Source organism: Nocardioides pollutisoli (genome assembly GCF_040045055.1).
Lineage (GTDB): Bacteria > Actinomycetota > Actinomycetes > Propionibacteriales > Nocardioidaceae > Nocardioides > Nocardioides tweenelious.
On record NZ_JBDZDU010000001.1, the window covers coordinates 3091800 to 3115534 of the forward strand.

Here is a 23735-nt window from a genome sequence, read left to right on the forward strand (position 1 = left end):
TCAGAAGACCGGCGGCTCCGCGTAGACCGGGATCTCGCCGGTCCCGTCCATGTCGTCGGGCGGCTGGATCGGGTCCGGTACGCCGGCGGTGATGGTGCTGCCGTCGGCGCGCGTGCCACCGATCACCGGGTGGTCGCCGAGCAGCCCGTCGATGCGAGCGCCCTGGTCGGGCAGCTCGACGTCGAGCGGCGCCGTCGCGGTCACGACGTACGCCGTCCCGCGCACCGTCACCGGGACCTCGCCGTCGGCGACGGTGAAGCGGATCCGCTCCTGGGTCAGGTCGACCAGCAGCTGCGAGCCCTGCCAGCAGAGCCGGAACCGGAGCCCCGGCCAGCTCGCCGGCAGCCGCGGGTCGAACGACAGCTCGCCGCCGTGGTCGCGCATCCCTCCGAAGCCGGAGACCAGCGCGTTCCAGACGCCGCCGGTCGACGCGACGTGGAGCCCGTCGACCGTGTTGCCGTGCACGTCCGCGAGGTCGACGTACAACGCCTCGTGGAAGTAGTGCAGCGCCGCGTCGTGATAGCCGACCTCGGCGGCGATCACGGACTGCACGACCGCGGAGAGCGTGGAGTCGCCGGTGGTGATCGGGTCGTAGTACTCGAAGTCCGCGCGCTTCTCCTCGGGCGTGAACCGGTCGCCCTGCAGGAAGAGGGCGAGCACCACGTCGGCCTGCTTGAGCACCTGGAACCGGTAGATCACCAGGGGGTGGTAGTGCAGCAGCAGCGGCCGCAGCTCGGCGGGCGTCTGCGAGAGGTCCCAGACCTCGCGGTCGAGGAAGAAGTCGTCCTGCGGGTGGATGCCGAGGCCGGTGTCGAACGGGATCGTCATGCCGTCGGCGCAGGCCTGCCACTCGGCGACCTCGTCGTCGCTCAGGCCGAGCCGCGCGACCACCCGGACGTACTCCTCGGGATGGTCGTTGCGGATCCGCTCGACGGCGTGCGCCGCCTGCTCGAGGTTGAAGCGCGCCATCACGTTGGTGAAGAGGTTGTTGTTGACGACGGTCGTGTACTCGTCCGGCCCGGTGACGCCGTGGATGTGGAACGACTCGTCGCCGTTGCTGCGCCAGAAGCCGAGGTCGGCCCACATCCGTGCGGTCTCGACCAGGATGTCGATGCCCTCGCGCGCCAGGAAGCCGTGGTCGCCGGTGGCCCGGACGTACTTCATCACGGCGTACGCGACGTCGGCGTTGATGTGCATCTGCGCCGAACCCGCGGCGTAGTAGGCCGACGCCTCCTCGCCGTTGATCGTGCGCCAGGGGAAGAGTGCCCCGCTCTGCGCCATCTCGCGGGCGCGCTCGCGCGCGGCCGGCAGCATCACCGAGCGGAAGTGCAGCGCGTTGCGGGCGACCTCGGGCTGCGTGTAGGTGAGGAACGGGATCACGTAGACCTCGGTGTCCCAGAAGTAGTGGCCCTCGTAGCCCGAGCCCGTCACCCCCTTCGCCGGTACGCCGATGCCGTCGGTGCGTGCGCTCGCCTGGGCCAGTGAGAAGAGGTTGAACCGGATCGCCTGCTGCACCGCCAGCTGCTCGGGCGTCGACGACTCGTCGCTGACCTCGACGTCCGCGGACTCCCAGAACTTCGCGTACCAGCCCTGCTGGTCGGCGACGTAGTGCTTCAGCCCGTGCCGTGCGGCCCGGTCGAGGGTCCGGTCGCAGCGGTCGGCGAGCTCGCGCACCGGCACGCCGCGCGAGGAGTGGTAGGCGACCGTCTTCTGCAGCCGCATCGTGCTGCCGCGCGTCGCGTCGACGCGGAAGACCAGCTTGGCGAGGTCGTCCTCGGCCCGGGCCACGACCTCGTACTCGTCGGCCGTCTCCAGCAGGTGGTCCGCGGCGACCGCGATCGTCATCCCGGAGTTGGCGCACTGGTAGCCCAGCAGCATCCGGTCCTCGGTCGAGTAGCTCATCCGGGGGAGCAGCACCCGCTCGCCGAACGCCGCGGCCTTGCGCGGGTCGGCGATCCCGAGGTGCTCGTGGCCGACGGTCCGCTGCTGGGCGTGGTACTCGTCGCGGCCGTCCTGCCGGTTGAGGATCTGCGACGACACGACGATCGGGGCGTCACCGTCGAGCACCTCGACCTCGAGGGTCATGATCGCCAGGTGGCGCTGGGTCATCGACACCATGCGCGTCGAGTCGATCCGCACCCGCTTGCCCGACGGCGTACGCCACACGAGGTTGCGCCGCAGCACGCCGTCGCGGAAGTCGAGGCAGCGCTCGTAGTGCTCGAGGTCGGCGGTGCCGAAGGTCAGCGGCTCGTCCTCGACGTAGATCTTGAGGACCTTGGTGTCGGGCACGTTGACCAGCGTCTGGCCGGTGCGCGCGAAGCCGAATGCAGCCTCCGCGTGCCGGATCTCCCAGGTCTCGTGGAAGCCGTTGAGGAACGTGCCGTGGGCGTACGCCGGCCGTCCCTCCTCGGGGTTGCCGCGCATGCCGAGGTAGCCGTTGGCGACCGAGAAGAGCGTCTCGGTCAGGCCGAGGTCGCCGGGCTGGTAGCTCGTCTCGACCAGCGCCCACGGCTCGACCGGGAAGCGGCCGCGGTCGAGCGGGTCCGCCCCGATCCCGTAGGGACTCATGCCGCTGCTCCGGCCGGGACCAGCTGCGCCAGGTCGGGTACGACGAGGTCGGCACCCGCCGCGGTGAGCGCGTCCGGTCCGACGCCGCGGTCGACGCCGACCACCAGCGCGAAGTCGCCGGCCGCACCCGCACGCACCCCGGACACGGCGTCCTCGAGGACGACGGCCGAGGCGGCGGTCGCGCCGAGCTCCTTCGCGGCGTGCAGGAACGTGTCGGGCGCCGGCTTGCCGGGCAGGTCGAGCTCGGTCGCGAGCGCACCGCTGACCACGATGCCGAAGCGGTCGGCCAGTCCGGCGGCCGCCAGCACCGCGGGGGCGTTGACCGACGAGGACACGACGGCCAGCGGCATGCCGAGGTCGCGCAGGTGGTCGAGCAGCAGCACCGACCCCGGATAGGCCTCCACGCCGTCACGCGCGAGCACCTCGTTGAAGGCGTCGTTCTTGCGGTCCCCGAGCTCGACGACCAGCTCCTGGGGCGCCGGGATGCCGCGCGAGGTCAGGAAGTCGCGCACCCCGTCGTAGCGCGGCTTGCCGTCGACGTGGGCGAAGTAGTCGCTGTCGGCGTACGCCGAGAGGTCGGTCGCCGGCCCGTCGTACGACGTCAGGAAGGCGTTGAACATCTCCGCCCAGGCGACCATGTGGACCTCTGCGGTCGGCGTGATCACCCCATCGAGGTCGAACAGGACAGCGTCGTAGTCGGACCAGCTCACGGGGCTCACGTGCCCAGGCTAGGGGTCGGAGGTGTCCTGGAGGTTTCTCGCCGGTCGGGCCTGTCAAGACCACCCGGGGTCGGGCGAATACGCTGAGGGCATGACCGAGCCCGACCTGAAGCCCCGTTCCCGCGATGTCACCGATGGTCTCGAGAAGACCGCCGCGCGAGGGATGCTCCGGGCTGTAGGCATGGGCGACGACGACTGGGAGAAGCCGCAGATCGGCGTGGCCTCGAGCTGGAACGAGATCACCCCCTGCAACCTGTCGCTCGACCGGCTCGCCAAGGCGGTCAAGAACGGCGTGCACGCGGCCGGCGGCTACCCGCTCGAGTTCGGCACCATCTCCGTCTCGGACGGCATCGCGATGGGCCACGAGGGCATGCACTTCTCACTGGTCTCCCGCGAGGTCATCGCCGACTCGGTCGAGACCGTGATGATGGCCGAGCGCCTCGACGGCTCCGTGCTGCTGGCCGGCTGCGACAAGTCGCTGCCCGGCATGATGATGGCCGCCGCGCGCCTCGACCTGTCCAGCGTCTTCCTCTACGCCGGCTCGATCATGCCCGGCCAGGTCGACGGCAACGACGTGACGATCATCGACGCCTTCGAGGCCGTCGGTGCCTGCCTCGCCGGCAAGATCACCCGCGAGGAGGTCGACCGCATCGAGCGGGCGATCTGCCCGGGTGAGGGTGCCTGCGGCGGCATGTACACCGCCAACACGATGGCCGCCGTCGGCGAGGCGATCGGCATGTCGCTGCCCGGCTCGGCTGCGCCGCCGGCCGTCGACCGTCGCCGCGACGGCTTCGCCCACCGCTCCGGCGAGGCCGTGGTCAACCTGCTCCGCAAGGGCATCACCGCGCGCCAGATCATGACCAAGGAGGCGTTCGAGAACGCCATCACCGTCGTGATGGCCCTCGGCGGCTCGACCAACGCCGTGCTCCACCTCCTCGCCATGGCCCGCGAGGCCGAGGTCGACCTGACCATCGACGACTTCAACCGGGTCGGCGACAAGGTCCCGCACCTCGCCGACCTGAAGCCGTTCGGCCGCTACGTGATGAACGACGTCGACAAGATCGGCGGCATCCCGGTGGTCATGAAGGCGCTGCTCGACGCCGGCCTGATGCACGGCGACGTGCTCACCGTGACCGGCAAGACGATGGCGGAGAACCTCGCCGAGCTCGCCCCGCCGGCGCTCGACGACGACGTGATCCGCAAGCTCGACCGCCCGATCCACGCGACCGGTGGCCTGACCATCCTCAAGGGCTCGCTGGCCCCCGAGGGCGCGGTCGTGAAGACGGCCGGCTTCGACGACTCGGTCTTCACCGGCACCGCCCGCGTCTTCGACGGCGAGCGCGCCGCGATGGACGCGCTCGAGCGCGGCGAGATCAAGGCCAAGGACGTCGTCGTCATCCGCTACGAGGGCCCCAAGGGCGGACCCGGCATGCGCGAGATGCTCGCCATCACCGGCGCGATCAAGGGCGCCGGCCTCGGCAAGGACGTCCTGCTGATCACCGACGGCCGCTTCTCCGGCGGTACGACGGGTCTCTGCGTCGGTCACATCGCGCCGGAGGCCGTCGACGCCGGACCGATCGCGTTCGTCCGCGACGGCGACACCATCACGCTCGACGTGGCCAACCGGCTGCTCGAGGTCGAGATCGCCGACGAGGCCGAGTGGGAGAGCCGCAAGGACGGCTGGGAGCCGCTGCCCCCGAAGTACACCCGAGGTGTGCTCGGCAAGTACGCCAAGATGGTGCAGTCCGCCGCGCACGGCGCCATCACCGGCTGACGGTGCCTGACCAGCAGCCCGACCAGCGAGGACCGATCCTGTTCCTCGTCCTCCTCGTGATGGTCGGGCTCATCGTCGTGGCTTGGGGCGTGAACCATCCCGGGGTCCTCGACGAGCGAGGAGCGCCAGCGCCGAGCGCCGTCGACCCATCGGTGGTCGAGCCTGTCGAGACCCCCGCAGCCCAGCCGCAGCCTGAACCCACCCGCTCCGCGACTCGGGAGACCGAGCTCCCCGGAGGCGGCCGCACGGTCTTCGGCGGCCACCACTTCCTGGTCGCCTACTACGGCACCGCCCAGACGGCCTCGCTCGGCGTGCTGGGGGAGAGCGACCCGGACACCATGGACCGCCGGCTGCACCGCGCGGCCGCGCCGTTCGCCCGACCGGGCCAGCCGCTGCGCCACGTCTACGAGCTGATCGTCACCGTCGCCGACGGCAGCGCCGGGCCGGACGGCAGCTACAGCCACGACATCCCGCGCGCCGAGGTCGAGCGCTACGTCCGGGCCGCCCACCGCAACGACGCCCTGCTGCTGCTCGACCTCCAGCCCGGCCGCTCCGGCTTCCTCCAGACCGCGAAGCGCTGGGCCTGGGCGCTGCGCGATCCCTGGGTCGGCCTCGCCCTCGACCCCGAGTGGCGGATGGGCCCGCGCCAGGTGCCCGCCCACACGGTCGGCCAGGTCACCGCGGCCGAGGTCAACCGCACGTCCGCCTGGCTCTCGCGGCTGACCCGCGACGCCGGCCTGCCGCAGAAGCTCTTCGTGCTCCACCAGTTCCGCACCGACATGGTGCTCGGCATCGACCGGGTGCGCGACCGGCCGGACCTGGCGATGGTGCAGCACGTCGACGGCTACGGCACGCCCCGGCAGAAGCGCGCGACGTACCACGCCGTCGCGAGGCCGCAGCAGTTCACGATGGGCTTCAAGCTCTTCTACGACGAGGACGTACGCCGGATGGGCCCGCGCGACGTGCGCGGCATCCGGCCGACGGTGCGGTTTGTCAGCTTCCAGTGATCGTGAACGACGCCCGGTGCGATGCGCCGGGCTCGAGGACCACGAGGTCCGTGCCGGAGTTGAACGCACCCGGTGGAGCGGTCACCGGTTCGATCGCCAGCGCCTCGCGCTCGCGGCCCTTGATGGTGTCGCCGGTGAAGACGTGCAGCCAGCCGATGCCCTCGTGCACGGTCACGCTGGCCGAGCGCCCGGAGTCGGGGTCGGTGAGCGACGCGGTGGCGCCGTCGGCGACGCCGCCGAACGGGTGGTCGAGGACCAGGTCGCCAACCGGACGCGCCGCGCGGAAGTCGTACGGCGTACCCGCCACCGGCTCGGCAGGCGAGGCGTGCCCGCGCTCGCTCATTGCGCACCAGGTCTGCGCCGGGAGCGACAGCACGCACTCGTCGACCTGGCGGCCGACGGTCAGGTAGGGGTGCAGCCCGGTGCCGTACGGCGCGGGCCGGCTGCCGACGTTGGTCGCCGACAGCGTGGTCGTCAGGCCGTCGTCGCCGAGCCGGTAGTCGACCTCGAGGTCCAGTGCGAACGGGTAGCCGGACTGGGGCGGCAGCTCGTAGCGCAGCACGACCCGGTCGGCGGCACGCTCGGCGACCGTCCAGTGCACCCAGTGGACCAGGCCGTGCAGGGCGTTGTGCTTCGCGGGCTCGGTGAGCGGCAGCTGGAAGTGCTCGTCGTCGAAGTCGTAGGCGCCGTCGGTGACCCGGTTGGGCCACGGCATCAGCACCGCGCCGCGCGAGCTCGGGCACATCTGGCCGGCCGGCCAGCCGGCGACCAGGTCGTGGCCGTCGGCAGTGAGGGTGCGCAGGCACGCGCCCACCGTGACGATCTCGGCCGTGAAGCGGCCATGGACGAGGGGGATCGACTCACCGGAAGCATCGCGCACGGAGCACACCCTGACAGAGGATCGCTAAGGTCTGCACGTGCCACTCGTTGCCGGGGTCGACTCCTCGACCCAGTCCTGCAAGGTCGTCGTCTGTGATGCCAAGACGGGAGCGCTCGTCCGCAGCGGTCACGCTCCCCACCCGGAAGGCACCGAGGTGCACCCCGATGCCTGGTGGGACGCGCTCCAACAGGCGATCGAGGCCGCGGGCGGGCTCGACGACGTCGACGCGGTGGCCGTCGGTGGCCAGCAGCACGGCATGGTCTGCCTCGACGCCGACGGGGCCGTCGTACGCCCGGCCCTGCTGTGGAACGACACCCGCTCCGCCCAGGCCGCGCTCGACCTCATCGACGAGCTCGGCGGACCGGACGCCTGGGTCGACGCGGTGGGTCTCGTGCCGGTCGCGTCGTTCACGGTCACGAAGCTGCGGTGGCTGCGCGACCACGAGCCCGACAACGCGGCCCGCACCGCCGCCGTCTGCCTCCCGCACGACTGGCTGACCTGGAAGCTCTCGGGGGCCGCCTCCCTCGACACCCTGGTGACCGACCGCGGCGACGCGAGCGGCACCGGCTACTGGTCGCCCGCGAGCGGTGACTACCGGCGCGACCTCCTCGAGCTCGGCCTGGGCCACGACGCGGTGCTGCCGCGGGTCCTCGGTCCGGCCGAGTCCGGTCTCGCGATGCCCTCGGGCGCCCTGCTCGGACCCGGCACCGGTGACAACGCCGCGGCCGCTCTCGGCCTCGGTGCCGTCGTCGGTGACGTGGTCGTCTCGATCGGTACGTCCGGCGTCGCGTGCGCCGTCGCCGACGCGCCCGTGGGTGACCCGTCGGGTGCCGTGGCCGGGTTCGCCGACGCGACCGGCCGGTTCCTGCCGCTGGTCGCGACCCTCAACGCCGCCCGGGTCCTCGACGCCGCCACCCGGATGCTCGGTGTCTCGCACGAGGAGCTGTCCGACCTGGCTCTGTCGGCTCCCGCCGGTGCCGGCGGGATGGCCCTGGTGCCCTACCTCGAGGGTGAGCGCACGCCCAACAAGCCGGACGCCACCGGCGCGATCCACGGACTGCGCCTCGAGACCGCCAACCCGTCGTACCTCGCCCGCGCCGCCGTCGAGGGCATGCTCTGCGGCCTGGCCGACGCGGTCGACGCCGTCCGCGCCCTCGGAGCCCCGATCGAGCGGATCATCATGGTCGGCGGTGCCGCCCGGTCCGAGGCCGTCCGTGAGATCGCGTCTGCCGTGCTCGGACTGCCGGTGACGGTGCCGCAGCCGGGGGAGTACGTCGCGCGCGGGGCCGCCCGCCAGGCGGCCTGGGTGCTCGCGGGCGGTGCCGAGCCGCCGGAGTGGCCGCTGTCCGACGTGATGTCGACCGAGGCCGAGCCGACGCCGCAGGTGCGCGAGCGCTATGCCTCGGTGCGCGACCTGACCGCAGCCCGCCTCTGACTTCTCATTGTCCTGCGCGGCGGGCGGGTGCCGTGAGACGTTCGGGTCTCGCCCCTTCTGCCCCGAGGACCTCATGCGCGCGTTGCTCTCCACCGCCGTCACCGCCGTCGTGATCGGGGGCCTGCTCGTCGGCAGCACCGCCACCCCGACGTCCGCCGCGAACGTCAACCACCGGCCCGGCCCGGTCAGCATCACCTCGGCCACCGTCCCCGAGGATGCGGCGCCGGGCACCCTGGTCGGCACCATGTCCGCCCCCGACCAGGACCCGAGGCACGTCCACGCTTTCCGGTTGGTCAGCGGCAAGGGCGACCGTGACAACGGACTGTTCAGCATCGAGGACAACCGTCTGTCCACGGCGGCCGTCCTCGACTTCGAGACTCGGCCCGTGCTCCAGGTGCGCGTCCGGGTCACCGACAAGCGTGGTGCCACCCGTGCGAGCCGGTTGCAGATCGCCGTCGGCAACGTCAACGAGGCGCCCACCGACATCACGCTCGCTCCGGCCTCGGTGCCCGAGGGCCTGGTCTACGCGCTGGCCGGCACGCTGACCGCGTCCGACCCGGACACCGACGACACGCACTCCTTCGTGCTGGTGCCCGGCGCGGGCGACGCCGACAACGCGCGCTTCCGGATCGAGGGCGACCAGGTGCGCACCGTCAGCGGGCTCGACTACGAGACGCAGTCGACCTACACCGTGCGGGTGCGAGTCACCGACACCGCGGGCGCGACGTACGAGAAGGCGCTGACGATCACCGCCACGGACACCGACGAGACGCCGGCGCCGACACCACTCTCGAACCTGACGCTGAGCAACGACTCCGTCGACGAGGAGCAGCCGGCCGGCGCCCTCGTCGGTCAGGCCCACGCCGATGGTGACGGGGTCACCTACTCGTTGGTCGCGGGACGGTGCGCGGCGACGCCCGGGCGACGCACCTGCCGGATCCCGGCCAGCCGGTTCACGGTCTCTCCCGCTGGGGAGGTGCGCACCGGCATCAGGTTCGACTTCGAGGACTCCGACTCCTGGGACCTCACGGTCCGCGCCACCGACCGCCACGGCGCCACCCTCCAGGAGACGTTCACGATCTCGATCAACGACGTCAACGAGGCCCCGACGGACATCATGCTGAGCGGCAGCTCGGTCGTGGACGACGAGAACTACGACTCCGTCGGCACCCTGTCGGCGACCGACCAGGACGCCGGCGACACGGCGACCTACTCACTTGTCGGTGCCGTCGACCAGAGCTCCGGCGACGTGAGCTCCGCGTTCGTCGTCTACAACAACTGCGGTGGTCCGAGGCTCGTGGCCAACACAGGAATGCTCACGCCGGGTACCTACACCGTGACGATCCGGGTGACCGACGGCGGCGGCCTCTCCTACGCGAAGGCATTCACCGTGACGGTGGTGGGCGCAGCCCGCGTGGGTGCGACACTGCGTCGGTGCTGACCGACCCCCTCTCGTCGTACCGTGACCGCTTCGTCGGCGCGGAGTCGCCGCTCGTCTACTTCGACGGCAACTCCCTGGGGCGGCCGCTGAGGGCGACCGGCCCGCGGCTCGCGGCCTTCGTCGAGGAGGAGTGGGGTGGCCGGCTGATCCGTGGGTGGGACGAGCGCTGGATGGCGCTGCCGCAGACGATCGGCGACGACCTCGGTCGGATCGTGCTCGGCGCCGCACCCGGGCAGACGACCGTCGGCGACTCGACCACGGTGCTGCTCTACAAGCTGATGCGCGCGGCCGTGGCCGCCCGGCCCGGCCGGACCGAGATCGTCATCGACGACGACAACTTCCCGACCGACCGTTACCTCGCCGCCGGCGTCGCGGAGGAGTGCGGGCTGACCCTGCGGTGGATCGAGGTCGACCGGACGTCGGGCATCACCGCCGACCAGCTCGCCGGTGCGGTCGGGCCGGCCACCGCTCTCGTGGTCGTCTCGCACGTCGCCTACCGCTCCGCCTGGCTCGCCGACCTGGCCACGCTGACCGCGATCGCCCACGACGCGGGGGCCCTCGTGCTCGCCGACCTGAGCCACTCGGCCGGTGCGGTCGAGGTCGAGCTCGACGCGTGGGGGGTCGACCTCGCGGTCGGTTGCACCTACAAGTACCTCAACGGCGGTCCGGGATCACCGGCCTTCGCCTACGTCGCCGAGCGTCACCTCGACCAGCTCACCCAGCCCATCCAGGGCTGGCTCGGCTCGGCCGACCCGTTCCTGATGGGGCCGTCCTACGCACCCGCGCCCGGCATCCGACGCTTCATCTCCGGCACCCCGCCGGTCCTCGGCATGCTCGCGATGCAGGACATGCTCGACCTGGTCGACGAGGTCGGGATCGCGGCCGTCCGGGAGAAGTCGGTCGGGCTCACGTCGTACGCCATCGAGATCGCCGACGCGGTCCTCGCGCCGCTCGGCGTCGTCGTCGCCTCCCCGCGCGACCCCGCCCTCCGCGGCGGACACGTGACGCTCCACCACCCGCTGATGCGCGAGGCCACCGCACGGCTCTGGGAGCAGGACGTCATCCCCGACTACCGCGACCCCGGCGGCCTCCGGATCGGCCTCTCGCCACTGTCGACGTCGTACGACGAGGTCGAGCGGGGTCTCTCCCTGGTCCGCACGACCCTCTCCTCGTTGGTCGAGTAGCGAGCGCCAGCGAGCGTATCGAGACCCCTCTCGGCCATGGTCTCGATACACCGCCTCGTTCCTCGGCGGCACTCGACCAGCGAGGTGCGCCCACCTGTCGGCAACGATGGGGTCGTGAACCCTGACGCGATCTCGCCCGACGACTTCGACGAGCTGGTGCGCGACGCGCTCGACCAGCTGCCGGACGAGGCTGCTGCGCTGGTGGCCGAGATCGCGGTCGTCGTGCGCGAGGAGCCCGAGCCCGACCAGGTCCAGCCCGGTCAGCTCCTGCTCGGCACCTTCCACGGCATCGCCCACACGAGGACCGGTGGTCGCGTGCCGGGCAGCCTGCCCGACGTGATCACGCTCTACCGCCTCCCGATCCTGGCCGTCTGCCGCACCCGCGAGGAGGTCGCGCCGCGGGTGCTCAAGGTGCTCGGCCACGAGGTCGGTCATGCCCTGGGCATCAGCGAGGAGCAGCTGCGGGCCCTCGGCTGGTTCTGACTAGGGTTCGGGGGTGCCCGAGACCAACGAGTTCGGCCAGCAGGTCGGCGACCCGGTGCCTGGCTGGACCACACGACCGCGCCCCGAGCCGGTCGTGCTGACCGGGCGCTACGTGCGCCTCGAGCCGCTGCGCGTCGACCATGCCGAGGCGTTGCACGCTGCGCTCTGCAACCCGGGCGACGAGGAGCTGTGGACCTACCGGCCGACGGACCCGCCCGCCGACGTGCCGGCGATGGCCGAGCTCATCGAGCAGCACCTCGGTGCCGACGAGCTGATGACCTTCGCGCTCGTGCCGGACGGCGAGCGGGCGCAGGGGACGGCGTCGTACACCCGCATCGACCCGGCGACCGGGCAGGTCGAGGTCGCCGGCGTCCTCTACGCCAGGACGCTCCAGCGCACCCGCGCGGCGACCGAGGCGATCCACCTCAGCATGCGCCACGCCTTCGACGACCTCGGCTACCGCCGCTTCGAGTGGAAGTGCGACAGCCTCAACGAGCCGTCCCGGCGCGCAGCGAAGCGCCTCGGGTTCCAGTACGAGGGCCGCTTCCGCAACCACATGATCACGAAGGGGCGCAACCGCGACACCGACTGGTTCTCGGTGACCGACGCCGAGTGGCCGGCGGTCAAGGCGGCGCACGAGCAGTGGCTCGACCCGGCGAACTTCGACGACGCCGGAACTCAGTTGACGTCGCTCAGCGACCTGACAGCCTGAGGACATGCGCTTCTCCCGGCCCCTCCAGCCCGGCGACCGGATCGGCGTGACCGCGCCGTCGTCGGGGATCCAGCCCGGCATGCTCGCGCGGCTCGACGTCGCCGTGAAGTCGCTCGAGGCGCGCGGGTACGACGTCGTGCTGGGGGAGTGCCTCGGCACCCCGAGCGTCGTGTCCGCGCCGAAGGAGCAGCGCGCCGCCGAGCTCACCGCGATGCTGGCCGACCCCGCGATCCGCGCGGTCGTGCCGCCCTGGGGCGGCGAGCTGGCGATCGACCTGCTCGACCGGATCGGCTGGGAGGCGCTCGCCGACGCCGAGCCGACCTGGCTGGTCGGCTTCAGCGACATCTCGACGCTGCTGGTGCCGGTCACCCTGCGGCTCGGCTGGGCGACGCTCCACGGCGCCAACCTGATGGACAGTCCGTACGCCGCCCCCGACGGCCTGCTGCACTGGACCGAGGTCGCGTCCGCGACCGAGCCGCTGACCCAGACGAGCCCCGGTCGCTACCGGTCGACGGGCTGGGACGACTACGTCGCCCAGCCCGAGGTCGACCGCTTCACGCTCGACGCCGAGGGCACCTGGTCGGTGCTCGGTGGTGGCTCGGTCGACGTGACCGGGCGGCTGATCGGTGGCTGCCTCGAGACCGTCGGACCGCTGGCGGCCACGCCGTACGGCGACGTGGCGGCGTACGGCCGCGACCACGCCGACGAGGGGATCGTCGTCTACCTCGAGGCCTGCGAGGACGGCGCCTACACGATCGCCCGGACCCTGCACTCGCTGCGCTACGCGGGTTGGTTCGAGCACGCCACCGCCGTCCTGATCGGGCGGACCAACGCACTCGCCGCGGGCGACCTGAGCCAGGCGGACGCGGTCGCCGACGCCCTGGGCGGGCTCGGCATCCCGGTCGTCCTCGACGTCGAGTGCGGCCACGTCGCGCCGTACCTGCCGCTCGTCAACGGCGCCCTGGCGCACGTGGTCGTCGACGACGACCGGCGCGAGATCACGCAGACGCTGGCCTGACGACTACTCGTGGATGTGGTCGCGCCAGTCGTCCGGCACCCGGCCGGCCGGACCCGGCACGGGTTGGTCGTCAGGGCGAGCGGTGGCGGGACACATGGTCGGCCCGAGGAAGCCGGACTCGGTCGTGAAGTCCCAGAACCAGTCCTCACCCGGCTCGAAGCTGGTGATCACCGGGTGCCCGCTCTCGCGGAAGTGGGCGGTGGCGTGCTGCGAGGGCGAGGTGTCGCAGCAACCGATGTGGCCGCACTGCGTGCACCGTCGCAGGTGTACCCACCAGCCGCGGGCCTCCTCGCACTCCACGCAGCCGGTCCCGCTGGGCGGCACGGTCGGGTCGACGCCTGGGCGATCGGTCATGGGTCGAGCGTAGTCGGCGCGGTGTGCCAAGGTGGAGCGATGGACCAGCGGATCAGCTTCGTGAGCCTGGCGGTGAGAGACCTCGACGCCACGCGTGCCTTCTACGTCGACGGCCTCGGCTGGGAGGCCTCCATGGACGTCCCCGGCGAGGTGCTGATGATCCAGGTGGGCGAACACGTCGTGCTCTCGCTGTGGATCGACCACGAGTTCGAGGCCGAGGTCGGCTCGATCAACCGGGGTTCCGGCGTTGCGCCGATCACCCTCGCCCACAACGTGGCGCGTCGCGAGGAGGTCGACACCGTCCTCGAGACCGCCCGGTCCGCCGGCGCCGATCCCGTGCAGGAGGCGGTCGAGCGCGACTGGGGCGGCTACACCGGCTACTTCGGCGATCCCGACGGCTACCGCTGGGAGATCGCCTACAACCCAGGACCGATCGGACAGGTGGTGCTCCCATGAGTGATCCCAAGGAACGACTTCGCTACCCCGCCGTCGTCGCGGAGGGGCTCGACGACTGGCGGTTCTTCCTGATGCGGCTGCACGGCCGCTTCGCGACGGGCAGCTTCGTGAAGGGTCTCGAGCTGGTCACCCGGGTGACCGAGGCGGCCGAGGAGGCCAACCACCACCCGGACGTCACGCTGACCTACCCCCACGTCGACATCGACCTCCACAGCCACGACGTCGACGGCGTCACCAGTCGCGACATCGACCTCGCTCGCCGGATCTCCGAGATCGCGAAGGAGCTCGGCATCGAGTCCGCTCCCCGCGACGTCTCCACCCTCGAGCTGGCGCTGGACGTGCCCGACGCGGCCGAGGTGCAGCCGTTCTGGGCGGCGGTGCTCGGCTACGACGACCACGGCGAGTGGCCGGAGGTCATGGACCCGGGCGGGCGCAACAACACGCTGTGGTTCCAGGAGGCCCCCGGCGCGACAGGGGAGGTGCAGCAGCGCTTCCACCTCGACATCGTGGTGCCGCGAGACGTCGCCGAGGAGCGGGTCCAGGCAGCCGTCGCCGCGGGCGGGACGCTCGTGAGCGAGGACGCCGTCCCGGCGTTCTGGGTGCTCGCCGACGCCCACGGCAACAAGGTCTGCGTGTGCACGGCCGACGGCCGCGAGCCAACCGAAGACTGAGACTGCCGTCCCGCATGCTGGGACGCCTGTCACACTGAGATGACGGGCGCGCGAGCGTGCGGCTACCGTGGTGCCATGCACCAGGGCCTTCTTGTACGCACGCGACGTGTGAGCTGAGTCGACAGACTCCAGCACGCACGTCACCCCTCGTTGCCCACCGGGCCCGAGGGGTTTTTTGTTGGGAGAAGGCAGCCGGAGGAACGACGGCTACCTTCGACGAGGACACCGAGAACAGGATGAGCATGAGCGAGCAGATGACAGGCGCACAGAGCCTGATCAGATCGCTGGAGGCAGCCGGCACCGAGCACATCTTCGGGATCCCGGGCGGCGCGATCCTTCCGGCGTACGACCCGTTGATGGACTCCTCGATCCGCCACATCCTCGTACGCCACGAGCAGGGCGCCGGCCACGCCGCCCAGGGGTACGCCGCCGCCACCGGTCGGGTCGGCGTCTGCATGGCGACGTCCGGTCCGGGTGCGACCAACCTGGTCACCCCGATCGCCGACGCCCACATGGACTCCGTCCCGCTCGTCGCGATCACGGGTCAGGTCGGCGCCGCGCAGATCGGCACCGACGCCTTCCAGGAGGCGGACATCCGCGGCATCACGATGCCGATCACCAAGCACAACTTCCTGGTGACCGACCCCGCCGAGATCCCGCGCACCGTCGCCGAGGCCTTCCACATCGCCTCGACCGGTCGTCCGGGCCCGGTGCTCGTCGACGTCGCGAAGTCGGCGCTCCAGGCGATGACCGACTACCAGTGGCCCACCGAGCTCAACCTGCCCGGCTACCGCCCGGTGACGCGGCCGCACTCCAAGCAGATCCGCGAGGCGGCCAAGCTCATCCTCGAGGCCCGTCGTCCGGTCCTGTACGTCGGCGGCGGCACCATCCGCGCGCGGGCGTCCCAGGAGCTGCGCGTGCTCGCGGAGCTCACCGGCATGCCGGTCGTCACCACGCTGATGGCCCGGGGCGCGTTCCCCGACAGCCACGCGCAGCACCTCGGCATGCCCGGCATGCACGGCACCGTGGCCGCGGTGGCCGGCCTGCAGCGCAGCGACCTGATCATCAGCCTCGGTGCGCGCTTCGACGACCGGGTGACCGGCAACCTCGACTCGTTCGCGCCGGGCGCGAAGGTCATCCATGCCGACATCGACCCGGCCGAGATCGGCAAGAACCGCTACACCGACGTCCCGATCGTCGGCGACTGCCGCGAGGTCATCAGCGACCTGATCGTCGCGCTCAAGGCGGAGGCCGACGCCGGCAACACCGGCGACTACGAGGCCTGGGTCGAGTTCCTGGCGGGCGTGAAGAAGAAGTACGCCCTCGGGTACGACGCCCCCGCCGACGGCGGCCTCGCTCCGCAGTACGTCCTCGAGCGTCTCGGCGCGATCGCCGGGCCGGACACGATCTTCACCGCGGGCGTCGGCCAGCACCAGATGTGGGCCGCGCAGTTCATCGGCTACGAGCACCCCAACACCTGGCTCAACTCGGGTGGCCTCGGCACCATGGGCTACTCCGTGCCCGCCGCGATGGGCGCGAAGGTCGGCATGCCGGACTCGACCGTCTGGGCGATCGACGGTGACGGCTGCTTCCAGATGACCAACCAGGAGCTCGCCACCTGTACGATCAACGACATCCCGATCAAGGTCGCGATCATCAACAACGAGTCGCTCGGCATGGTCCGCCAGTGGCAGACGCTCTTCTACAACGAGCGCTACTCCAACACCGACCTGCACACGGGACCCGCCCGCCGGATCCCCGACTTCGTGAAGCTGGCCGACGCCTACGGCTGCGTGGGTCTGTCCTGCGACAACCCCGCCGACGTCGACGCCACCATCACCAAGGCCATGGAGATCAACGACGTCCCGGTGGTCGTCGACTTCCGGGTCCACCGCGACGCCATGGTGTGGCCGATGGTCGCCGCCGGCACGAGCAATGACGACATCAAGTACGCCCGCGACCTCGCGCCCAACTTCGAGGACGACGCCGACATCGAGGTGCGACCGTGACCGCTCTTCCCATCACCAAGCACACGCTGTCGGTCCTGGTCGAGAACAAGCCCGGCGTGCTCGCTCGCATCGCGGGCCTGTTCAGCCGGCGCGGGTTCAACATCGACTCGCTGGCGGTCGGCCCGACCGAGCACCCCGAGGTCTCGCGGATGACGATCGTGGTCAACGTCGAGGACTCGCCGCTCGAGCAGGTCACCAAGCAGCTCAACAAGCTGGTCGAGGTGATCAAGATCGTCGAGCTCGACGGCGGCGCCTCGGTCAACCGCGAGCTGATCCTGGTCAAGGTCAAGGCCGACGCGGAGTCGCGCGGTCAGGTCCTCGACGCCGTTCAGCTCTTCCGCGCCAAGGTCGTCGACATCGCACCCGACGCGGTCACGATCCAGGCGGTCGGCAACGCCGACAAGCTCGCCGACCTGATGCGCGTCCTGGAGCCGTTCGGCATCCGTGAGCTCGTGCAGTCCGGCATGGTCGCGATCGGTCGCGGCTCCCGTTCCATCTCCGAGCGCAACCTGCGCCCGGTCACCATTCCCGCCCCGCCAGCAATCGGTGGTTGAGGAAGGCGTTCTGCGCCTGTCTCGAAGCCAAGTAGCACCACAACAGAAGGAGAAGCCCCAGTGGCTGAGATGTTCTACGACGACGACGCCGACCTGTCCCTGATCCAGGGCAAGAACGTCGCGGTCATCGGTTACGGCAGCCAGGGCCACGCCCACGCGCTGTCCCTGCGTGACTCGGGCGTCGACGTCCGGATCGGCCTGCAGCCGGGCTCGAAGAGCCGCGCGAAGGCGGAGGCGGAGGGCCTGCGCGTCCTCACCCCGGCCGAGGCCGCGGAGGAGGCCGACGTCATCGTCATCCTCGCTCCCGACCAGCACCAGCGGAAGCTGTACGCCGAGGAGATCGCGCCGCAGCTCACCGAGGGCGACACCCTCGTCTTCGGCCACGGCTTCAACATCCGCTTCGGCTACATCACCCCGCCCGACGGCGTCGACGTGTTCATGGTCGCCCCCAAGGGCCCCGGCCACCTGGTCCGCCGCGAGTACGTCGACGGTCGCGGCGTCCCGGTCCTCGTGGCCGTCGAGAAGGACGCGTCCGGCAACGCCTGGCCGCTGGCTCTCTCCTACGCCAAGGCGATCGGCGGCCTGCGCGCCGGCGGCATCAAGACCACCTTCACCGAGGAGACCGAGACCGACCTGTTCGGCGAGCAGGCCGTCCTCTGCGGTGGCGCCTCGCAGCTCGTCATGTACGGCTTCGAGGTCCTCACCGAGGCGGGCTACCAGCCCGAGGTCGCCTACTTCGAGTGCCTCCACGAGCTCAAGCTGATCGTCGACCTCATGTACGAGGGCGGCATCGCCAAGCAGCGCTGGTCGGTCTCCGACACCGCCGAGTTCGGTGACTACGTCTCCGGCCCGCGGGTCATCACGCCCGACGTGAAGAAGAACATGGAGGACGTGCTCGCCGACATCAAGAACGGCACGTTCGCCGAGCGCTTCATCACCGACATGGACAACGGCTCGCCGGAGTTCACCGAGTTCCGCAAGAAGGGTGAGTCCCACCCGATCGAGCAGACCGGTCGCGAGCTCCGCAAGCTGATGGCCTGGGTGAAGAGCCACGACTCGGACTACACCGAGGGCACCGCCACCCGCTGAACCAACGCCGAGTCGGCGCAGTGTCAGATGACACTGCGCCGACTCGGCCCATTTTCGTCACGTACAGTGCCAGCGGTATGAGACGACTTCTCGGGACAGTCGGCGTGATCACGCTCATCGGAGCGGGCTTGTCGAGCGCGCCGGCGTACGCCGCGGCCCCCACGTGCCAGGGACGGACTGCGACCATCGTCGCCACAGCCGACGCCGAGGATCTCCAGGGCAGCGAGGACGCCGACGTCATCGTCGTCGGTGCGTTCAACCAGGTCCACGTCAACGGCCGGGGCGGTGACGACGTCATCTGCGCGACAGCCGGACATCAGGCCGTCCTCGACGGCGGCCCTGGCGACGACACCCTCGAGGACCAGCAGGTCGACCACCAGGTGAGGGACGACCTCGAGACGGTCCTCCTCGGCGGCGACACGGGCGACGACCGGTTGATCGGGGGGCCCGCGACCCAGATCTCCTACGAGACGTCGGAGGTCGGCGTGACGATCGACCTCGCAGCCGGCACTGTCGTCCACGCCGGCGGGACCGACACGGTCGTCGGGATCCATCAGGTCACCGGGAGCGATCAGGCCGACATCTTCCGAGGTTCGCCGGGCGACGACAGATACATCGGCGAGATCGGCAACCCCGGCGGCGACCAGGTCGCGGCCGGAGCGGGCAACGACTACGTGCAGGCCGCGCAGGCGACGGTGGACCTCGGTCCAGGCGACGACACCGGGGCCGTCTTCGGCGGCACCATCTCAGGCGGCGAGGGCGACGACTCGCTCGGTGTGAGCCAGTCCGGGACCGCGCTCGGTGGCCCCGGCCGTGACCGCCTGGACGCGTACTTGGACGACGACTACCCGTACGAGTTCGGCCCGGTCCGGCTGGACGGTGGTCCGGGGAACGACACGCTGGTGATGCCGTTCGCCCGCGCCGAACACAGGGCCGGCGGCTGTCCGGGCCTGTGCGCACGAGGAACGTTGGACGGCGGCTCCGGCAGCGACGTCCTCGAGCTCGGAGAGGCCCGGCGCGCCGTGGTCGACCTCGGCGCCGGCGAGGCCCGCGTCTACAGCGGCCGGTCGAGCATCGCAGCGATCGAGAACGTCACCGGCAGCCGCCACGCGGACGTGATCCGCGGCGATCGGCACGCCAACCGGCTCGAGGGAAACGACGGCGACGACGTCCTCGTCGGCCGCAGTGGTGCGGACCGGCTCATCGGCGGAAGTGGTCGTGACCGAGCCTCCGGGGGTCCGGGCCGGGACCGCTGCACCGCGGAACTGAGGTCGTCGTGCTGAGCCGCGGGGTGACGGCGGTCATCGCCGCCGCCGGGATGCTGGTCGCGTCCGGCGGTGTGATCGCTGCGCCGGCCGGCGCGGCGACCCGCTACTGCCAGGGCAAGCTGGTCACCATCGAGGCGACCTCGAGCGGCACGACCGTCAACGGCACGGAGGGCCCCGACGTGATCGACGGCGTCGGACGGGTCCGGCTCACGATCAACGGCCTCGGCGGCGATGACGTGATCTGCACCGGGCCCGGCTACCAGGTCGTCGTCCATGGTGGCGAGGGGAACGACTCACTCATGACCCAGCCCGGCGGTGCTCAGCTGGGCGAGCGGACCACGCTGTACGGCGAGGCCGGTGACGACGTGCTGCGGCTCGGCCCGGCCTCGGCGGGCGAGAGGGCTGGGAGCTCGCCTGTCGCGGACGGTGGCGAGGGCGACGACGAGATCGTCGTCGACTCGGTCTCGGCCAGCGTGTTTCCTGGCCCTGGCGACGATGCCATCGTCGGCGCGGGCAGCACCACCGTGATCTTCGGCGGCACGGCCGGCGTCCGCATCGACGTGGCGGCCGGCGTCGCCGACGGCGAGGGCCATGACACCTTCAGCGGTGCCGACCGCTTCGTCGGAACCCCCGGTCCGGACCACTTCATCGGCTCCGAGCGCGATGAGGAGTTCTACTCGGGTGGCGGCGAGGATGTCGTCGAAGGTGGTGGCGGCAACGACACCCTGCAGGTCCAACGAGGCACCGTCGACGGGGGTGCTGGTGACGACCGCCTGTACCTCGACGCCGGAACCCTCTCCGGCGGCGAGGGAGACGACCGCCTCTCCCTCGAGGGCGCGGGTACGGCGAGCGGGGGCGCGGGGGACGACAGCCTGAGAGTGACTCGCCACCAGGCTCAGTCACAGGACGTCGTCGATGCTCGCGGCGATGCCGGCGACGACCAGATCCGTCTCGAGTACGACGGCACCGGGTGGGCCGCGGTGTGTCGGGCCGCAGCATGTCGGACCGACGTCGACGGCGGCACCGGTCGCGACCTGCTCTCGTTCTTCCGGACCAGCACGGGCGTGTCGGTCGACCTCCGCGCGGGTCGGGCGACCTACACGAGCGCGCGCATGCTGGTCCGCGCGATCGAGGACGTCGACGGCACGAAGCACGACGACACGCTGCGCGGCGACGCGCGCTCCAACCAGTTGCAGGGGCGTGCTGGCGACGACGTGCTCAGCGGTCGAGCGGGTGCCGACCGACTCATCGGCGACGCCGGGCGTGACCGGGTCGACGGCGGATCTGGTGCCGACCGCTGCGAGGGAGAGGTGCTCCGCTCCTGCTGATCGCTGACCGTCACGACGGGAAGCTGCCGGCGCGACCGAGCATGGCCGGGGCCTGGGGATAGCCGACCAGGTCGCTGATCCAGGTGCCGGTGGCGGCCATGGCCTTGAGGTCGATGCCGTGGTCGATCCCGGAGCGGTTCAGCAGGTAGGCGAGGTCCTCGGTGGCGATGTTGCCGGTGGCGCCGGGTGCGAAGGGGCAGCCGCCGATGCCGCCGGCGGACGCGTCGAGCACGCTCACGCCCGCCTCGATCGCCGCGATCGCGTTGGCGTAGCCCGTGTTCCGCGTGTTGTGGAAGTGGGCGCGCAGCGGGATGTCGGGGTCGAGCTCGCGCAGACCAGCGACGATCGACCGCACCTGAGCAGGTACGCCGACCCCGATGGTGTCGGCGATCGCCAGCTCGTCCGGCGGCGACTCGAGCACCGCGCGCGCGACCTCGAGCACCCGCGACGTCGGCACCTCGCCGTCGAAGGGGCAGCCGAACGACGCGGCCAGGATCACCGTCGTCGCGAGTCCGGCAGCCCGTGCATCCGCCGCCATCGCCTGCCAGGCAGCGACCTGGGCGGCGGTGTCGACACCCTGGTTCTTGAGCGCCAGCCCGTCGGACACCACGACCACGACGGTGACCTCGTCGCAGCCGGCCGCGATCGCGCGGTCGAGACCGCGCCGGTTGAGCACCAGCCCGATCGAGGTGAGCCGCGGGTCGTCGCGCACCTCGGCCATCACCGCCTCGGCATCGGCCATCTGGGGGACCCGCTCGGGGTGGGCGAACGCGGTCACCTCGACCCGGCGCGCGCCGGCGTCGAGCGCTCGGCGTACGAGCGTCACCTTGTCGGCGGTCGACACCAGCCGCGACTCGTTCTGCAACCCGTCACGAGGGGACACCTCGACGATCTCGACGTCGGTCACGCCTGAAAACCTATCCGACGTACGATCCGCCGCATGACCGCCAGCACGGGACCCTTGGCCGGCGTACGCGTCATCGAGGCCGGCCAGCTGCTCGCCGGACCCTTCGCCGGCACGCTGATGGCCGACCAGGGCGCAGACGTGATCAAGGTCGAGGCGCCCGGCGCGGGTGACCCGATGCGACAGTGGGACGCACCGACGGTGCGTCGCTCTGGTGGCCGGTCGTCGGCCGCAACAAGCGCTCCGCCACCCTCGACCTCCGGCAGGAGGCTGGCCAGGAGCTGTTCCTCCAGCTGGTCGCGAAGTCGGACATCGTCGTGGAGAACTTCCGCGCCGGCACCTTCGAGAGGTGGAACCTCTCCTACGAGCGCCTGCGCGAGGTCAATCCCGGCATCATCCTGGTCCGCGTGACCGGCTTCGGCCAGACCGGGCCGTACGCCTCGCGCGCCGGCTACGGCTCGATCGGCGAGGCGATGGGCGGCCTGCGCTACATCCTGGGCGACCCCGACCGCCAGCCCTCGCGCGCCGGCATCTCGATCGGCGACTCGCTCGCCGCGATGCACGCCACCGTGGGTGCCCTCTCGGCCCTGCAGCACCGCAACCGCACGGGGGAGGGCCAGGTCGTGGACGCCTCGATCTACGAGTCGGTGCTGGCGATGATGGAGTCGCTCGTGACCGAGTGGGACCAGGCCGGCTACCAGCGCGAGCGCACCGGAGCGATCCTGCCCAACGTCGCGCCCAGCAACGTCTACCCGACCAAGGACGGCCAGCTGATCCTGATCGCGGCCAACCAGGACTCCGTCTCGTCGCGCCTGTTCACGATGATGGGCCACCCGGAGTGGTCCGAGCCCGGCCACCCGTACTCCACCCACGTCGGCCGCGGCAACGACCAGGCGCACCTCGACGAGCTGATCTCCGCGTGGACCGCCACCCTCGTCGCCGAGGACCTCCTGGACCTGATGGACACGGGCGGGGTGCCGGCCGGCCGGATCTACCGGGCCGCCGACATGCTCGAGGACCCGCAGTTCCAGGCGCGCGACTCGATCGTCGAGGTCCCCGACCAGACCTTCGGCACCCTGAAGATGCAGAACGTCGTCCCCAAGCTGTCCGCGACTCCGGGCAGCATCCGCTGGACCGGTCCCGACCTCGGCCAGCACAACGACGAGGTGTACGGCGACCTGCTCGGTCTCGACGACGCCCGCCGGGCCGAGCTCGCCGCCGCAGGGACCATCTGAGGCCCGTCAGGAGCCCAGCTTGCTCCGGAGCCCGGCGATCAGGGTGTCGACCCCGAACGCCCAGACGTACTCGTAGTCGCCGACGTTCGCCGCGATCGACCGCACCAGCGGGAACGACTCCTCCGGCAGCTCCTCGAGGTGGGTCTCGAGCACCTCGCCCCGCGCGACCATGCTGCGCTCCATCCCGATCATCAGCGCGAGGTACGACGCCGCCTTGATCGCGGCGAACGCGTCGGTCGCGCTGAAGCCCGCCTCCGTCAGCGCCGTCATCGCGACCTCGAAGGACGCCGTGGCGCGCGCACCCTGGACCGGCCCCTGCTGCAGGGCGTGGAACGCGCCCGGGTGGGTTGCCGCGATGCCGGTCACGCCGTCGACGAACTGGCGGATCCAGTCGTCCCACGCGACCGCGGTGATCGGCAGCTTGGCCTCGTCGAGCAGCAGCTCGACGATCCCGTCGGTGACCGCGTCGCGGGTGGGGACGTGGTTGTAGAGCGAGGTCACGTGGACGCCGAGCTCGGCCGCGATCTTGCGCAGCGTGACGGCGTCCGGGCCGTCGCGGTCGGCCAGCCGCACCGCGGTCTCGAGGATCCGCTCGCGCGTCAGTCCCGCCATCGTCCCTCCACCTCCTTGACAAACCTACGCTGTA

At 71.2% G+C, this 23735-nt stretch carries 21 protein-coding genes and 1 pseudogene; 16 read left to right on the top strand and 6 right to left on the bottom strand.

The features are described 5' to 3' along the window. Together ABLE68_RS15155 and ABLE68_RS15160 are read right to left on the bottom strand one after the other, a co-directional pair. Positions 1 to 2568, bottom strand: coding sequence for a glycoside hydrolase family 65 protein (locus tag ABLE68_RS15155; RefSeq protein ID WP_348872456.1), 2568 nt, complete (start codon positions 2566 to 2568; stop codon positions 1 to 3). Then, a complete protein-coding gene (locus ABLE68_RS15160) occupies positions 2565 to 3278 on the bottom strand; it encodes an HAD family hydrolase (protein WP_348873288.1) in 714 nt (237 codons plus the stop codon). The genes ABLE68_RS15155 and ABLE68_RS15160 overlap by 4 nt, the downstream gene beginning before the upstream one ends. 100 nt (positions 3279 to 3378) lie before the next feature. On the opposite strand from ABLE68_RS15160, the gene ilvD reads away from it, so the two are divergent. Beyond that, the gene (gene ilvD, locus ABLE68_RS15165; protein ID WP_348872457.1) at positions 3379 to 5061 is read left to right on the top strand and encodes a dihydroxy-acid dehydratase; all 1683 of its coding nucleotides are present in this window, start codon (positions 3379 to 3381) and stop codon (positions 5059 to 5061) included. A gap of 2 nt (positions 5062 to 5063) precedes the next feature. Beyond that, positions 5064 to 6068 carry a hypothetical protein gene (locus ABLE68_RS15170; protein WP_348872458.1) on the top strand — a complete coding sequence of 335 codons (1005 nt, stop codon included), beginning with the start codon at positions 5064 to 5066 and terminating at the stop codon, positions 6066 to 6068. Here ABLE68_RS15170 and ABLE68_RS15175 read toward each other — a convergent pair. Then, positions 6055 to 6948, bottom strand: coding sequence for an aldose 1-epimerase family protein (locus ABLE68_RS15175; RefSeq protein WP_348872460.1), 894 nt, complete (start codon positions 6946 to 6948; stop codon positions 6055 to 6057). The two genes, ABLE68_RS15170 and ABLE68_RS15175, sit on opposite strands and share 14 nt — an antisense overlap. A 37-nt stretch (positions 6949 to 6985) precedes the next feature. Here ABLE68_RS15175 and xylB point away from each other — a divergent pair, with 37 nt between their 5' ends. From xylB to ABLE68_RS15205, 6 genes are all read left to right on the top strand, one after another. Further along, entirely contained in the window at positions 6986 to 8383 is a 1398-nt protein-coding gene (gene xylB / locus ABLE68_RS15180) for a xylulokinase (protein WP_348872461.1), read from the top strand. Positions 8384 to 8456: 73 nt separating this feature from the next. Then, positions 8457 to 9824 (top strand): cadherin repeat domain-containing protein, encoded by a 1368-nt coding sequence (locus ABLE68_RS15185; RefSeq protein WP_348872462.1) that lies wholly within the window; start codon positions 8457 to 8459, stop codon positions 9822 to 9824. After that, the gene (locus ABLE68_RS15190; RefSeq protein WP_348872464.1) at positions 9818 to 11008 is read left to right on the top strand and encodes a kynureninase; all 1191 of its coding nucleotides are present in this window, start codon (positions 9818 to 9820) and stop codon (positions 11006 to 11008) included. Before ABLE68_RS15185 ends, ABLE68_RS15190 begins: the two co-directional genes overlap by 7 nt. Positions 11009 to 11122: 114 nt before the next feature. Further along, positions 11123 to 11491, top strand: coding sequence for a metallopeptidase family protein (locus ABLE68_RS15195; protein ID WP_348872466.1), 369 nt, complete (start codon positions 11123 to 11125; stop codon positions 11489 to 11491). A 13-nt stretch (positions 11492 to 11504) separates the two neighbouring features. Beyond that, the gene (locus ABLE68_RS15200; RefSeq protein ID WP_348872467.1) at positions 11505 to 12203 is read left to right on the top strand and encodes a GNAT family N-acetyltransferase; all 699 of its coding nucleotides are present in this window, start codon (positions 11505 to 11507) and stop codon (positions 12201 to 12203) included. A gap of 4 nt (positions 12204 to 12207) precedes the next feature. Next, the gene (locus ABLE68_RS15205) at positions 12208 to 13221 is read left to right on the top strand and encodes a S66 family peptidase (protein ID WP_348872468.1); all 1014 of its coding nucleotides are present in this window, start codon (positions 12208 to 12210) and stop codon (positions 13219 to 13221) included. Positions 13222 to 13224: 3 nt separating this feature from the next. On the opposite strand, the gene ABLE68_RS15210 is transcribed toward ABLE68_RS15205, so the two are convergent. Further along, entirely contained in the window at positions 13225 to 13575 is a 351-nt protein-coding gene (locus ABLE68_RS15210; protein WP_348872469.1) for a UBP-type zinc finger domain-containing protein, read from the bottom strand. A 39-nt stretch (positions 13576 to 13614) separates the two neighbouring features. Between ABLE68_RS15210 and ABLE68_RS15215 the strand changes: the two genes are divergently transcribed. From ABLE68_RS15215 to ABLE68_RS15245, 7 genes are all read left to right on the top strand, one after another. Beyond that, positions 13615 to 14031, top strand: a complete 417-nt coding sequence (locus ABLE68_RS15215; protein WP_348872471.1) for a VOC family protein — start codon at positions 13615 to 13617, stop codon at positions 14029 to 14031. Further along, a complete protein-coding gene (locus ABLE68_RS15220) occupies positions 14028 to 14702 on the top strand; it encodes a 4a-hydroxytetrahydrobiopterin dehydratase (RefSeq protein ID WP_348872472.1) in 675 nt (224 codons plus the stop codon). The genes ABLE68_RS15215 and ABLE68_RS15220 overlap by 4 nt, the downstream gene beginning before the upstream one ends. 242 nt (positions 14703 to 14944) lie before the next feature. Next, a complete protein-coding gene (locus ABLE68_RS15225; protein WP_425475637.1) occupies positions 14945 to 16711 on the top strand; it encodes an acetolactate synthase large subunit in 1767 nt (588 codons plus the stop codon). Next, a complete protein-coding gene (gene ilvN / locus ABLE68_RS15230; RefSeq protein WP_425475638.1) occupies positions 16708 to 17265 on the top strand; it encodes an acetolactate synthase small subunit in 558 nt (185 codons plus the stop codon). The genes ABLE68_RS15225 and ilvN overlap by 4 nt, the downstream gene beginning before the upstream one ends. Positions 17266 to 17325: 60 nt before the next feature. Then, positions 17326 to 18354, top strand: coding sequence for a ketol-acid reductoisomerase (gene ilvC, locus ABLE68_RS15235; protein WP_348872476.1), 1029 nt, complete (start codon positions 17326 to 17328; stop codon positions 18352 to 18354). Positions 18355 to 18431: 77 nt separating this feature from the next. Then, the gene (locus tag ABLE68_RS15240) at positions 18432 to 19637 is read left to right on the top strand and encodes a calcium-binding protein (protein WP_348872477.1); all 1206 of its coding nucleotides are present in this window, start codon (positions 18432 to 18434) and stop codon (positions 19635 to 19637) included. Then, on the top strand, positions 19631 to 20950 hold the full coding sequence (locus ABLE68_RS15245; RefSeq protein WP_348872478.1) for a calcium-binding protein: 1320 nt from the start codon (positions 19631 to 19633) through the stop codon (positions 20948 to 20950). The genes ABLE68_RS15240 and ABLE68_RS15245 overlap by 7 nt, the downstream gene beginning before the upstream one ends. 10 nt (positions 20951 to 20960) lie before the next feature. Here ABLE68_RS15245 and ABLE68_RS15250 read toward each other — a convergent pair whose 3' ends face one another. Next, positions 20961 to 21857, bottom strand: coding sequence for a hydroxymethylglutaryl-CoA lyase (locus ABLE68_RS15250; protein WP_348872479.1), 897 nt, complete (start codon positions 21855 to 21857; stop codon positions 20961 to 20963). 33 nt (positions 21858 to 21890) lie between these two features. On the opposite strand from ABLE68_RS15250, the pseudogene ABLE68_RS15255 reads away from it, so the two are divergent. Then, positions 21891 to 23089, top strand: a pseudogene (locus ABLE68_RS15255) (CaiB/BaiF CoA transferase family protein). Between the two features lie 6 nt (positions 23090 to 23095). Here the strand turns inward: ABLE68_RS15255 and ABLE68_RS15260 are convergent. Further along, positions 23096 to 23701 carry a TetR family transcriptional regulator gene (locus ABLE68_RS15260; protein ID WP_348872480.1) on the bottom strand — a complete coding sequence of 202 codons (606 nt, stop codon included), beginning with the start codon at positions 23699 to 23701 and terminating at the stop codon, positions 23096 to 23098. Positions 23702 to 23735: the final 34 nt, after the last annotated feature.